The following is a 12,930-nucleotide window of genomic DNA, read 5'->3' as shown; positions in this document are numbered from 1 at the left end:
TTTTCGACATCGAGCACGGGCATACCGTAGATCGGCGAGGTCTTGTCGGTCTTCGCCGCCGGATTGGTGACGTCGTTCGCGCCGATGACGAACGCGACGTCGGCCTGGCCGAAATCCGTGTTGATGTCTTCGAGCTCGAACACCTCGTCGTAAGGCACGTTCGCCTCTGCGAGCAGCACGTTCATGTGCCCCGGCATACGGCCCGCGACCGGGTGGATCGCGTAGCGCACATCGACGCCCTGGTGCTTCAGCTTGTCGCCCATCTCGCGCAGCACGTGCTGCGCCTGCGCCACCGCCATGCCGTAGCCCGGCACGATGATGACCTTCTCGGCATTCTGCATGAGGAACGCGGCGTCTTCGGCGGAGCCGCGCTTCCACGGGCGGTCGATCGCCGCCGCCGCACCGGCAGGGCCGGCCTCGGCGCCGAAGCCGCCGGCGATGACGCTGATGAAGCTGCGGTTCATCGCGCGGCACATGATGTAGCTGAGGATCGCGCCCGACGACCCCACCAGAGCGCCGGTGATGATCATCGCCGTATTGTGCAGCGTGAAGCCCATCGCCGCCGCCGCCCAGCCGGAATAGCTGTTGAGCATGCTGACGACGACCGGCATGTCCGCCCCGCCGATCGGCACGATGAGCAGGAAACCGATCACGAACGACAGGATGGTGATGGTCCAGAACACCCACGGGCTCTGGTCGATGGTGAAATAGCCGACCAGCCCGAGGATCAACGCGATCACGGTCAGGTTAATGACGTGGCGGCCGGGCAGCAGGATCGGCGCGCCGCTCATGTTGCCGTTCAGCTTCAGGAAGGCGATGACCGATCCGGAGAAGGTGATCGCACCGATCGCGACGCCCAGCCCCATCTCGACCCGGCTGACCTTGTTGATCGCCGCGAACGGCTCGCCGATCAGCGGCACGACCAGGTCGGCGATCCCGAACGCCAGCGGATTGAGGAAGGCGGCGGCGGCGACTAGCACCGCGGCGAGGCCGACCAGCGAGTGAAACGCCGCGACGAGCTGCGGCATCGCCGTCATCGCGATGCGCCTGGCGGTCGCCAGGCCGATCACCGCGCCGATGCCGATCGCGGCGAGGATCTGGGCGACCGTGACCCAGTCGATCGCGAGTTGCGGCAGGTAGTTCTGCGGCACGGCCTCCAGCACCGGCACATGCGTCGCCAGCGTCGTCACCACCGCGATCGTCATGCCGATCATGCCGAAACGGTTGCCACGCTGGCTCGACGTCGGCGACGACAGGCCGCGCAGCGCCAGGATGAAGCAGATGCCTGCGACCAGATACGCCAGCGCCGCGAACGAATTTACGTGTTCCATCCTGCCCCCAACTTCGTCGTGCCAGCCAACGCCGGCATATCCTGCCGTATCGCGCCGTCGCGCGAGACCCACCCCGGCGTGCGCCGGGGTGACGGCTATTTGGCCGCCGGCCGATCCTTCTTCTTGTACATCGCCAGCATGCGGCTGGTGACCGCGAAGCCGCCGAAGATGTTGATGCTGGCAAGCACGACCCCCAGCAGTCCCAGCCATTTCGCGCTCGGGCTGCCCGCGGCGGCGGCGGCGATCAGCGCGCCGACGATGATGACCGACGAGATCGCGTTGGTCACCGCCATCAGCGGCGTATGCAGCGCCGGCGTGACCGACCAGACGACGTAATAGCCGACGAAACACGCCAGCGCGAAGATCGAGAGAATCGCTATGAAGTCCATGGGCCGGCCCCCGTCACATCGGCGAAAGTTGAGAAAGTTGAGAGTTGCCACGCGAGAGCGGCGCGCGCCGCCCCACCATCGTTTCCAGGCGCACGCTGGCGCCGAAAACCCAACATTGGAAGGGGTTTGGCGAACGCCATCATGCCCGATCCTCCCCGGCATGGGCTGATCGATGAGAAATTCGATCGATCGCCAGAGCCGTGACGTGCCTCACGACGGCGTCGCATTCTCGAAAAACATCGCCCGCCGGAACCCTGAGCACCGCCAGGCCACGCGCTTCAAACCAGCGGTCGCGCGCGGCATCGCGGACCGGTCGGTCGCCAAAGTCATGCGCCGCACCATCGACCTCGACGACCAGACGGGCATCGTGGCAATAGAAATCCGCCGTGAACGGTCCCGACGGATGCTGCCTGCGAAACTTCAGCCCAGCGGGGCGTGTCCGCAACGCCACCCACAGCGCGATCTCGGCAGACGACATGTCCTGCCGCAACCGCTTCGATCGCGCCTGCGTGTCGCCGGTCCCCTGAAGCACCTACATCCTCCCCTGCAAGGGGAGGTGGCAGGCCAGAGGCCTGACGAAGGGGTGTCGCGCTGTCCGGACAGGGTTACACCCCTCCGTCGCGCTGGCGCGCGCCACCTCCCCTTGCAGGGGAGGATTGGTCATTGGGTCAGCAACCGCGCGTTGACGACCTGTCCGTCCTTCGTCAGCCGCACGGCGTCGCCGATTTCCTCATCGAGCACCGGGCCGCCCTTGTCCTTGTCCCAGAAGGCGGACAGGAAATTGAACAGGTTGCGGCTGAACAGCGCGGAGGTGTCCGCCGCCAGGCGGCTCGGCACGTTGCGGTGGCCGACGATCTTCACGCCGTGGCGCTCGACGACTTCGCCCGCCACCGCGCCCTCGACATTGCCGCCCGCCTCGACCGCCAGGTCGACGATCACGCTGCCGGCGCGCATCGTGGCGATCTGGGCGTCGCTGATGAGCCGCGGCGCCGGGCGACCGGGGATCAGCGCGGTGGTGATGACGATATCCTGTTTCGCGATGTGCGACGATACGAGCGCGGCCTGCGCCGCCTTGTATTCGTCGCTCATCTCGGTCGCGTAGCCGCCCGATCCCTCGCCCTCGATGCCTGCGACATTCTCGACGAAGATCGGCTTGGCGCCGAGCGACTGGATCTGCTCCTTCGTCGCCGAGCGCACATCGGTCGCGGAAACCTGCGCGCCCAGCCGCCGCGCGGTGGCGATCGCCTGGAGGCCGGCGACGCCGACGCCCATCACGAACACCTTGGCCGCGGAGACAGTGCCCGCCGCCGTCATCATCATCGGGAAGGCGCGACCATATTCGCCCGCCGCGTCGAGCACCGCCTTGTAGCCCGACAGGTTTGACTGCGACGACAGGATATCCATCGACTGCGCGCGGGTGATGCGCGGCATGAATTCCATCGCCAGCGCCTCGATGCCGAGCGAGGCATAGGCGTCTACTCGCGTCCGCTCACCGAACGGGTTGAGGCCCGCCGCCATCCACGCGCCGGGCTTGATCCCTGAAAGGCTCGCCGGATCGGGGCCAGCGACGCCGAGCACGATATCGGCGTCCTTCAGCACGTCGGCACGGCTGCCGATGGCGGCGCCGGCATCGGCATAGGCGGCATCGGCGATCGAAGCCTGCGCGCCCGCACCAGCCTCGACAGCCAGGGTCGCGCCCAGCCCGATGAACTTCTTGACGGTTTCCGGCGTGGCCGCGACCCGGCGTTCGCCGACGCCGGTTTCCTTCAGGACTGCGATCTTCATCCCCCCGACGCCCCCGTCAGCCGGCGATGAGCCAGAGAACTCCGAGCGTCAGCAGGGCACCGACGATCGTGCCCCATTTCAGCAGGGCCATGACCCCGTTGTAGGTCGATTCATGCGCTTTCATGTCGCCGTGGTCGGCCATCGCCCTTCGTCCTCTCACAATGCGTGCTGTTCTCCCTTAGACAGCGCATCCGGCCCGCTCAACCCCCGCAGGCATCGTGGTTAAATGCGGCTTTACCGAAGGGTAAGCCGGTCTTTACCCCTGTCGCGCTACACCCGCTCCACAACGGGACGACGGGGACAGGTGTGACGCGCAACGGCCAGCGGCTTCTGATGCTGATCGACGACGAGCCCGCGCAGCGGCGGCTTGTCGCCGCGATCGCGGCCCGGCGCGGATGGCGGACGATCTTCGCGGGCGAGGCCGAGATGGCGATCGCCCAGTTGGGCACGCCCGACGGCATGGCGCTGGACGGTATCCTGCTCGACAGCTGGTCTTCGGAAGCGGATGCCGGCGCGCTGATCGCCGAATTGCGCGCGCGGCGCCCCGCACTCCCCATCCTGATGCTCACCGCCAACAATTCCGTCGCCGCCGCCGTGGAAGCGATGCGCGCCGGCGCGAGCGACTTCCTGGTCAAGCCGCTGGCGCCCGAGCGGCTGCTCGCGGCGCTCGACGCGGCGGTGGGCGGGGAGACCGCGGGCGAGCTGCGCCCGCTGACCGAGAAGATTCCGGCGACGCTGGCGTTTGAGGACATCGTCGGCGCCGCGCCGCAGTTCCGCGCCGCGCTCGCCATCGCCGCGAAATCCGCCCGCGCCCGCGTGCCGGTGCTGATCGAGGGCGAAAGCGGCGTCGGCAAGGAAGTGGTCGCCGACGCGATCCACGCCGCCAGCCCACGCGCCCGGAAGGCGATCGTTCGTGTCAACTGCGGCGCGATCCCGGCCAACCTGGTCGAAAGCGAGCTGTTCGGGCACGAAAAGGGCGCGTTCACCGGCGCGTTCGAGCGCAAGATCGGCCGCTTCGCCGAAGCCGACGGCGGCACCTTGTTCCTCGACGAGATCGGCGAGATGCCGCTGGAGGCGCAGGTCAAGCTGCTGCGCGTGCTGCAATCGGGAGAGATTCAGCCGATCGGCGCACGCCATGCCCGCGAAGTCGATGTGCGGGTGATCGCCGCGACCAACAAGACCTTGGCCGAAGAGGTCGCGGCGGGGCGTTTCCGCGAGGACCTTTATTACCGGCTCAACGTCGTGCAGGTGACGATCCCGCCCCTGCGCGAGCGGATGGACGATATCGCGCCGCTGGCTCGCCACCTGCTCGGGCGGATCGCGACCCAGCCTGGGCTGCGGCCGCTGGGCATCACCGACGACGCGCTGTCGTTGCTGGTCCAGTACGACTGGCCGGGCAACGTCCGCCAGCTGCACAACGCGCTGTTCCGGGCGGCGGTGCTGTGCGACGGCGACGCACTGACCAAGTCCGACTTCCCGCAGATCGCGACGCTGGCCGGCAGCCGCAACACGCCCGCGGGCGCGGCGACGCTGGCCGGCGCCAGCGGCGTCACCCTGTTCCGCGCCGACGGCAATTTGCGGGCGCTGGAGGAGATCGAGGCCGATGTGATCCGCCTGGCGATCGGCCATTATCGCGGACGGATGACCGAAGTCGCGCGGCGCCTCGGGATCGGGCGCTCGACGCTCTACCGCAAGCTCGGCGAACTCGGCATCGACCAGTCCAGCGCGGCGTGACATAGCGGGCGCATGCCCGATTTCGCCGACCGCTCGATCCTGATTACCGGCGCCGCCTCCGGGATCGGCCTGGCCACCGCCGAATATTTCGCCACCCACGGCACCGCCCGGCTGGTGCTCGTCGATATCGACGCCGTCGCGCTCGATGCGCTCGACCTGCCGATCCGCTGCGAGCGGCTGGCCGGGGACGTCGCCGACGAGGCGTTCTGGGATGCTGCCGACCTCGGCGCGCTCGACCATGCCGTCGTCAACGCGGGGATCGCCGGCGCGGGCGCGATTACGGGGCTCGCCTTTGCCGAATGGCGTCGCATCCTGTCGGTCAACCTCGACGGCGCGTTCCTGACATTGCGCGCGGCGATGCGGGCAATGGACGGGCGCGGCGGCAGCATCGTCGCGGTCGCCTCCGCCGCAGGGATCAAGGCCGAACCCGGCGTCGCCGCCTATGGCGCGTCAAAGGCCGCGCTGATCCAGCTCGCCCGCGTCGCCGCGAAGGAAGGGGCGGCATCGGGCATCCGCGTCAATGCGATCGCCCCGGCGGGCGTCGAGACGCCAGTGTGGGACGCGGTGCCGATGTTCGCCGATCGCGCGGCGGAGATCGGCCGCGACGCCGCTTTTGCCGAGATGGCGCGGATGGCGACGCCGCTCGGCCGCTATGCCAGGCCGGACGAGATCGCCGCCCAGATCGCCTTCCTGCTGTCCGACGGTGCCGCCTACATGACCGGCACGACGCTGGTCAGCGACGGCGGCTATACGCTATGACGCATCCGTAACGACCGAGGGAGAACCAGCATGCCCGGTATCGTCGCACTCGTCGCCGCACTGATGTTCGTCGCCGTCGGGGCGTGGCGCTTGGCGCCCGCCGCGCCGCGCTCGTTGCGCGGTGGGCAGTTCGCGCTCGCGCTGCTCGCCGCAGTCGCCGGCCTGAGCCACTGGAACGCGACCGGCGACAGCCGCTGGCTGATCGGCGGCGTGCTGATGGCGGGGGGCGCCGCGGCGGGCTGGGCCGGCGCCGCGCGACGGCCGGTGCTGATCGCCGCGCTCGCCGCCGGCCTCTTGGGCGCGGCGCTGTTCGGCATCGCCAGCGCCAACCCGATGCCGCGCGCGATCGCCGTTCGCTAGCTGCGCCGGCTCATCAGGCCGGCATCCTTTAGCCCGCGCCATATCCGGAGCGCCTGCACAGTTTCGGCGACGTCATGGACCCGCAGCAGTTGCGCGCCCAGTCCGGCGCCGTGGAGCGCCAGCGCGACGCTGCCGCCCAGCCGCTGATCGACCGGCGCCTCGTTCGACAGCGCGCCGATCATCCGCTTGCGGCTGGTTCCCAGCACGATGCCGCACCCCAGGCCATGGAACAGCGCCAGCCCGTTCAACAGCGCGAGATTGTCGGCCAGCGACTTGGCAAAACCGATGCCGGGATCGATCAGGATGCGATCGCGCGCCACGCCGGCCGCGACGACCGCGTCGATCCGCGCTTCCAGCCAGTCGAAGACCTCCACCAGCACGTCGCGATAGCCCTCCCCGGCGTGAGGCCCCTTTGCAGGGTCCGGCGAATGCATCAGCACGACCGGACAGCCCGCGCGCGCAGCGACGCCGGCCGCGCGATCGTCCCACGCCAGCGCGGCGACATCGTTGACGAGGCCGGCACCGGCGGCGAGCGCCGCGTCCATCACCGCGGCCTTGCGCGTGTCGATCGATATCGCGGTGCCGCTCGCCGCCAGCCGCTCGATCACCGGCACGAGGCGGGCGATCTCGTCGCCCTCCCACACCGACTGCGCGCCGGGGCGGGTCGATTCGCCGCCGACATCGATCAGCGCCGCCCCGGCCGCCGCCATGTCGTACCCGGCCTGCGCCGCGCCGGCGGAATCGTCGTGGCGCCCGCCGTCGGAAAAGCTGTCGGGCGTGAGGTTCAGGATGCCCATCACCTGCGGCTGGTCGAGCCGGATCGTGCGGACGCCGAGAGAGAGCGGCGCGCGCGGCGCGGAGATCCGCTCCGCAAGGAGGCGGAGGCGGTCGGTCTGCGACGCGGGCAGGTTGGCAATCAGGCCGGGCAGCGACGGTACCGGCACGCTCGCCTGCACCACCCGCGCGCCACCCGCGACCGCGATCAGTTCATAGGCGGAAAACCACAGCAGCCCGCCCGCGATCCGCGCCACTTCGCCGTCACGGCCGACCGGCGTATCGACGAAGCCTTCGGGGCGGAGGTAAAGGCGGGCGTCGGGGGAAATCGCTGCCGGTTCGATCACTACACCCATCCCGTTCGTGCTGAGCCTGTCGATGCACTGTACTTCTTGGCCCGAAGAAAGGGCAGGGCTTCGACAGGCTCAGCCCGAACGGCGAAAGGTTACGGCTGCGTCGCCAGCAGGTACGTCTGACGCAGCGTGTCGATCGGCTTCAGCCCGTCGGCGTCCTCGTGATGCCAGAAGGTCCAGCCGTTGCAGGCGGGCGCGCCCTGCACCAGCGATCCGAGCTTGTGGATCGATCCGGCCTGGCCGCAATCGCTGAGCAGGCTGCCGTCGGCGCGGACGGTGGCACGCCAGCGGCGCTTCGTGTCGGTCAGCACCGCGCCGGGCGTCAGATAGCCGGTTTCCACCAGCGTGCCGAACGCCACCTTGGGCGCGGCCTTGGGGCTCTGCATCGTGGTGAGCGCCGATTCGTCGAGCGGCAGCGCGGCGGCGATGCGTTCCTGCGCGGCCTCGATATAGGCGTCCTCGCGTTCGATGCCGATCCAGCGCCGCCCCAGCCTCTTGGCGACCGCCCCGGTGGTGCCGGTGCCGAAAAAGGGGTCGAGCACGACGTCGCCCGGCTTCGAACAAGCCAGCAGAATGCGGTAGATCAGCGCCTCGGGCTTCTGGGTGGGGTGCACCTTCACCCCGTCCTTCTTCAGCCGTTCGGGTCCGCCGCAGATCGGGAATTCCCAGTCGCTGCGCATCTGAAGTTCGTCGTTCAGCGTCTTCATGCTGCGATAGTTGAAGGTGTAGCGCGCCTTTTCGCCCATCGACGCCCAGATCAGCGTTTCATGCGCGTTGGTGAAGCGCGTGCCCTTGAAATTGGGCATCGGATTGGCCTTGCGCCAGACGATGTCGTTGAGGATCCAGTAGCCGAGATCCTGGATCGCGGCGCCGACCTTGAAGATATTGTGGTAGCTGCCGATCACCCAGATCGCGCCGTTCGGCTTCAGGATGCGCCGCGCCTCCGCCAGCCAGGCGCGGGTGAAGGCGTCATAGGCGGCCAGCGAATCGAACTTGTCCCAATCGTCGGTGACGGCATCGACATGGCTGCCGTCGGGGCGGGCCAGGTCACCGCCGAGCTGGAGGTTGTAGGGCGGATCGGCAAAGATCAGATCGACGGAGGCGGCCGGCAGGCTGCGCATCACGGCGATGCAGTCGCCTTTCAGGATGCGATCGAGCGCCAGCTCGATCGGCGCCTCATCGGCCAGCGCGGGCGCCCCCGCCACCTTTTCGATCACCCCCACTAATGGCCCCCCGGCATGATTGGACGCGCAATTCGGCGGAAGCACCGGACTCCGTCAAGCGAACATTGGTTAACGGAAAAGCCGAACAAGTCGTTAACGGGGCGGAACATTTTCGGACCCATACCGCATGTTGAGTCCTGTGGATAAGTTATCCACAACCCCTAGGGGTGTGATTAAAATGACTCGTCGGATATGGATAACGGTAATTCGGCCTGGGCGACGGGCGCGAAGCTGCGCCGGTGCAGCGGCGTCGGCCCGTGTTCGCGCAGCGCGCGCAGGTGATGGCGACAACCATAGCCCTTGTTGGAATGCCAGTTGTACGCGGGATATGTTTCCGCCGCGGCGATCATGATGGCGTCGCGCGTCGTCTTGGCGATGATCGACGCGGCGGCGATCGACAGGCTGATCGCATCGCCCTTCACGATCGCGGTCGCCGGCCAGTCCCAGCGCGGCAGGCGGTTGCCGTCGACCAGCACATGGCCCGGCGTCACCCCCAGTGCATCCACCGCCAGCGCCATTGCCTTCATCGTCGCCCAATAGATGTTCAGCGTGTCGATTTCCGCCGGATCGACGATGCCGACGCCGACGACCGCACAGTCACGCAGCCGCGCGGCCAGCCGATCGCGCTCCTTTGCCGACAATTTCTTCGAATCGTCGATCCCGCGCGGAATGCCCCTGGCCGGCAGGATGACGGCGGCGGCCACCACCGGCCCGGCCAGCGGCCCGCGCCCCGCCTCATCCACCCCCGCGACGGGACCGAGCAGCAGTTTTTCGTGACGCAAACTAGGGCGAGTGGACAGACTCATGATGTGTTGTCGTTCGCTTTCAGGAGCGGAGTTTAGACCGTTGGGCGGCAGGAATTGGGTAGAAAACGGTCATTGCATTTCCGACAGCTTCAGCACTCGCAGCTGCCACCCTTTGGGGATCACCGGAGGGTGCGACATTATGATGATATCCTTCTCTTCCCGTTCCGGCGGTAACACGCGTACAACTTGTGCCCGAAGACAGACGTAGCCCTGCTCATTCAACGAGCGATCCAGTTGGAAGCCGCCCCTGCTTCGCCCGCTCACCCATCCTCGCAAAAATAACATGTCGCCGCCTCCGGCATCTCCGCACGTTTCGACGGTCTTTCCCTCGTAAGCTCCAGGGTTGGCGTGAATGCTGGCGAGCGGAACCGTCTCGGTTGAGAGTGCGGTGCCTAGTGCGGCGACTATTACGGTGAAGATCATGCAGGACTATGCGGCTGAAAACGCAATGTCAGCAATGGGGTCGTCTCCGGGCAGACTGCTTACCGATTAGGTAGGGCGAATAGCCGCCATTCGAATTTGTCGACGCTGCCTAGCCACCGGGACACTCGTCGAAGGGCCTACGACCCAGGGTATGGCCGATCGGGCCGTGGCCAGCGCCCAGCCCCGGCGCGGCATCGATCGCGGCGCGGACAAACGTGATCCCGCGCCCGATCGCATCGCCCAGATCCAGCCCCTGCGCGAGTCCGGTCGCGATCGCGCTGGCCAGCGTGCATCCGGTGCCGTGGCTGTGGCGCGTATCGACCCTGGGGCTGGCCCAGCGCCGGACGGTGCCGTCGATGTCGATCAGCCGATCGATCACCATGTCGCCCGGCGCATGGCCGCCCTTTGCCAGAACGGCGGCGCCGATCGTGGCGGCATAATCCCCCGCGATCGCCTCTATATCGTCGGGATCGATCGTGTCGCGGCCGCACAGAACCGCGAGTTCGGGCAGATTGGGGGTCACCACCCGGCTCATCCGCGCCAGCCTGTCCATCGCATCCACCGTGCGTTGGTCGGCAAGGATCGCGCCGCTGGTCGCGACCATCACCGGATCGAACACGATGGCGGGCGGGTAAAGCCCTGTCGCCAGTTCTTCGGCGACGGCGGCGGCGATCGCTTCACCGCCCAGCATCCCGATCTTGACGGCATCGACGCCGATATCCTCGGTGACGCACGCCATCTGTTGAACCACGAACGCCGGCGCCACCGGCATCACTGCCTCGACCCCCAGCGTGTTCTGCGCGGTCAGCGCGGTGATCGCGGTCATCGCGTGGCCGCCCAGCATCGTCACCGTCCGGATATCGGCCTGGATGCCGGCGCCGCCGCCCGAATCGGAGCCGGCGACGATCAGGACGCGCGCGATCGTCATCGCCGGCCGATCAATATTCGGCGGTCAGCGGGCGGGCGAGCAGCCGATCGACCACCGGGCCGACACCCGCGCCGGCCAGCAGTTCGCACACCGCATCGACCACCGGCATGTCGACGCCGGCCTCTGCCGCCGCCTCGCGCAGCACGGGGGCGGTATGCGCGCCTTCGGCCACGGTGCGGCGATCGGCGAGCAGATCGGCGGCGACCCGCCCCTGCCCCAGCCCGACGCCCAGCGAGAAGTTGCGCGAATTGGTCGACGAACAGGTCAGCACCAGATCGCCCAGCCCGGACAGGCCGGCCAACGTTTCGCGCCGGCCGCCACGCGCCAGGCCGAAGCGCGTCATTTCCGCGAAACCGCGCGCGATCAGCGCGGCGCGCGCGTTGAGGCCCAGCCCGGCCCCCTCCGCCACGCCGCAGGCGATCGCCAGCACGTTCTTCACCGCGCCGCCGATCTCCGCGCCCACCACATCGTCGCTGGCATAGGGGCGGAACGCCGGGCCGGCGAGGCGCGCGGCGAGCGCGTCGCGCAGGGCGGCGTCCTCGCACGCGAGCGTCACCGCGGTCGGCTTGCCGGCGGCGACCTCGTGCGCGAAGGTCGGACCCGAAAGCACCGCGACGGGCGCGGCGGGGAGGACAGCGCGCGCGACCTCGCCCACCAGCATCCGCGTGCCCGTCTCGATCCCCTTGGCGCACAGCACCAGCGGGGCGTCGCCCGGCGGCAGCGCAGACAGCACCGCGCGGACATGCTGCGCCGGCGCCACCACCAGCAGCGCCTCTGCCTCGGCCAGATCGGCGAGATCGCCGGTCGCGTCGATCGTGTCGGCCAGCGGCACGTCGCGCAGGAACAGGTGGTTGCGATGATCGCGGTTGATCCCCTCGACCACTTCCGCCTCGCGCGCCCACAGCAGCACGCGCTCGCCGCCGCGCGCCGCCACCTGGGCGAGCGCGGTGCCCCAGGCACCGCCACCGATCACGCCTATCCTCATGCCTTCACTCCCGCGCCGCGTACCGCCTCCGCCGCCGGATCGAGCGGCCAGCGCGGGCGCGCGGGCATGTCGAGCGGGTCAGTCAGGCCGGCGGCGAACCGTTCCGCTCCGGCCCAGGCGATCATCGCGGCATTGTCCGTACACAGCCAGAGGGGCGGCGCGACGAAGCGCAGATCATGCGCGTGCGCCAGCCTCTCCAGCGCGGCGCGCACCGCGCCGTTGGCCGCGACTCCGCCGGCGACGACCAGCGCGGTCGCGCCGTCTGCTCGGCCGATCGCGCGGGCGGTGCGATCGACCAGGCAATCGACCACCGCCTGCTGGAACGACGCGGCAAGATCGACCGCGCTCGCCGTACCGACCGCCCGCGCGACCGCAGCCTTCAGCCCGGCAAACGAGAAATGCGGTTCCTTCGTCCCCGTCAGCGGGCGTGGCAGCGGGACCGCGCGGGGATCACCGTCGCGCGCCGCTGCCTCCACCGCCGGGCCGCCGGGAAAGCCCAGGCCGAGCAGCTTGGCGGTCTTGTCGAACGCCTCGCCCGCCGCATCGTCGATCGTCGTCGCCAGCCGGCGGTAAGCCCCGACACCCTCGACCAGCAGCAACTGGCAATGACCGCCCGATACGAGCAGCAGCAGATAGGGAAATTCCAGGCTGGGATCGGAAAGGCGCGGCGACAGCGCATGCCCCTCAAGGTGGTTGACCGCGACCAGCGGCTTGCCCGCGGCATGCGCGAGCGCCTTGCCGGCGACCAGCCCGACCATCACCCCGCCGATCAGCCCCGGCCCGGCGGTGGCGGCGACCGCATCGACATCGGCGAGCGCCACGCCGGCATCGGCCAGCGCGCTCTCGACCAGCGGGCCGATCACCTCGACATGCGCGCGCGCCGCGATTTCCGGCACCACGCCACCGTAGGGACGGTGCGCCGCCTCCTGCCCGGCGAGCCGGTGCGCGAGCACGCGGCGATCGCCGGTGACCAGCGCCGCCGCGGTTTCGTCGCAGCTCGATTCAAGGCCGAGGATCAGCATCGCCCGTCATCTAGTGCGTCGGTCGGCGCTTGTCGAAGGGCCGCTGTTGCGTCATCGC

At 68.9% G+C, this 12,930-nt stretch carries 15 protein-coding genes; 3 read left to right on the top strand and 12 right to left on the bottom strand.

What is annotated here, in order from left to right:
- The 5 genes from VYI76_RS01660 to VYI76_RS01640 all read right to left on the bottom strand — a co-directional run.
- A partial coding sequence (locus VYI76_RS01660) for an NAD(P)(+) transhydrogenase (Re/Si-specific) subunit beta (protein ID WP_326523034.1) occupies positions 1-1,331 on the bottom strand: 1,331 nt, incomplete at its 3' end.
- Positions 1,332-1,426: 95 nt separating this feature from the next.
- Positions 1,427-1,720: an NAD(P) transhydrogenase subunit alpha gene (locus tag VYI76_RS01655; protein ID WP_326523033.1), complete on the bottom strand. Its 294-nt coding sequence runs from the start codon at positions 1,718-1,720 to the stop codon at positions 1,427-1,429.
- 139 nt (positions 1,721-1,859) lie between these two features.
- A complete protein-coding gene (locus VYI76_RS01650) occupies positions 1,860-2,252 on the bottom strand; it encodes an endonuclease domain-containing protein (RefSeq protein WP_326523032.1) in 393 nt (130 codons plus the stop codon).
- 128 nt (positions 2,253-2,380) lie between these two features.
- The gene (locus VYI76_RS01645; protein WP_326523031.1) at positions 2,381-3,505 is read right to left on the bottom strand and encodes an NAD(P) transhydrogenase subunit alpha; all 1,125 of its coding nucleotides are present in this window, start codon (positions 3,503-3,505) and stop codon (positions 2,381-2,383) included.
- A gap of 16 nt (positions 3,506-3,521) precedes the next feature.
- Complete coding sequence (locus tag VYI76_RS01640) at positions 3,522-3,647, bottom strand: aa3-type cytochrome c oxidase subunit IV (RefSeq protein ID WP_326523030.1); 126 nt, start codon at positions 3,645-3,647, stop codon at positions 3,522-3,524.
- Between the two features lie 191 nt (positions 3,648-3,838).
- Here VYI76_RS01640 and VYI76_RS01635 point away from each other — a divergent pair, with 191 nt between their 5' ends.
- Genes VYI76_RS01635 through VYI76_RS01625 form a run of 3 tightly spaced genes read left to right on the top strand, consistent with a single transcriptional unit; the run spans position 3,839 to position 6,358 of the window.
- A complete protein-coding gene (locus VYI76_RS01635; RefSeq protein ID WP_443018883.1) occupies positions 3,839-5,239 on the top strand; it encodes a sigma-54-dependent transcriptional regulator in 1,401 nt (466 codons plus the stop codon).
- A 12-nt stretch (positions 5,240-5,251) separates the two neighbouring features.
- A complete protein-coding gene (locus VYI76_RS01630; RefSeq protein WP_326523028.1) occupies positions 5,252-5,998 on the top strand; it encodes an SDR family NAD(P)-dependent oxidoreductase in 747 nt (248 codons plus the stop codon).
- 30 nt (positions 5,999-6,028) lie between these two features.
- On the top strand, positions 6,029-6,358 hold the full coding sequence (locus VYI76_RS01625; RefSeq protein ID WP_326523027.1) for a hypothetical protein: 330 nt from the start codon (positions 6,029-6,031) through the stop codon (positions 6,356-6,358).
- Here VYI76_RS01625 and folP read toward each other — a convergent pair.
- The 7 genes from folP to tsaD all read right to left on the bottom strand — a co-directional run bounded on the left by folP (position 6,355) and on the right by tsaD (position 12,872).
- The gene (gene folP, locus VYI76_RS01620) at positions 6,355-7,479 is read right to left on the bottom strand and encodes a dihydropteroate synthase (protein WP_326523026.1); all 1,125 of its coding nucleotides are present in this window, start codon (positions 7,477-7,479) and stop codon (positions 6,355-6,357) included. The genes VYI76_RS01625 and folP overlap by 4 nt on opposite strands.
- A 98-nt stretch (positions 7,480-7,577) precedes the next feature.
- Positions 7,578-8,708 carry a site-specific DNA-methyltransferase gene (locus VYI76_RS01615; RefSeq protein WP_326523025.1) on the bottom strand — a complete coding sequence of 377 codons (1,131 nt, stop codon included), beginning with the start codon at positions 8,706-8,708 and terminating at the stop codon, positions 7,578-7,580.
- A gap of 173 nt (positions 8,709-8,881) precedes the next feature.
- Positions 8,882-9,514: a ribonuclease HII gene (locus tag VYI76_RS01610; protein ID WP_326523024.1), complete on the bottom strand. Its 633-nt coding sequence runs from the start codon at positions 9,512-9,514 to the stop codon at positions 8,882-8,884.
- Positions 9,515-9,583: 69 nt separating this feature from the next.
- Complete coding sequence (locus VYI76_RS01605) at positions 9,584-9,937, bottom strand: hypothetical protein (RefSeq protein WP_326523023.1); 354 nt, start codon at positions 9,935-9,937, stop codon at positions 9,584-9,586.
- A 109-nt stretch (positions 9,938-10,046) separates the two neighbouring features.
- On the bottom strand, positions 10,047-10,865 hold the full coding sequence (thiD, locus tag VYI76_RS01600) for a bifunctional hydroxymethylpyrimidine kinase/phosphomethylpyrimidine kinase (RefSeq protein WP_326523022.1): 819 nt from the start codon (positions 10,863-10,865) through the stop codon (positions 10,047-10,049).
- Positions 10,866-10,875: 10 nt separating this feature from the next.
- Positions 10,876-11,850: an NAD(P)H-dependent glycerol-3-phosphate dehydrogenase gene (locus VYI76_RS01595; protein ID WP_326523021.1), complete on the bottom strand. Its 975-nt coding sequence runs from the start codon at positions 11,848-11,850 to the stop codon at positions 10,876-10,878.
- The gene (tsaD, locus tag VYI76_RS01590) at positions 11,847-12,872 is read right to left on the bottom strand and encodes a tRNA (adenosine(37)-N6)-threonylcarbamoyltransferase complex transferase subunit TsaD (RefSeq protein ID WP_326523020.1); all 1,026 of its coding nucleotides are present in this window, start codon (positions 12,870-12,872) and stop codon (positions 11,847-11,849) included. Before tsaD ends, VYI76_RS01595 begins: the two co-directional genes overlap by 4 nt.
- Positions 12,873-12,930: the final 58 nt, after the last annotated feature.

It is taken from the genome of Sphingomonas sp. (assembly GCF_035910975.1).
Lineage (GTDB): Bacteria > Pseudomonadota > Alphaproteobacteria > Sphingomonadales > Sphingomonadaceae > Sphingomonas.
This window is presented reverse-complemented; position numbering and strand designations above follow the sequence as displayed.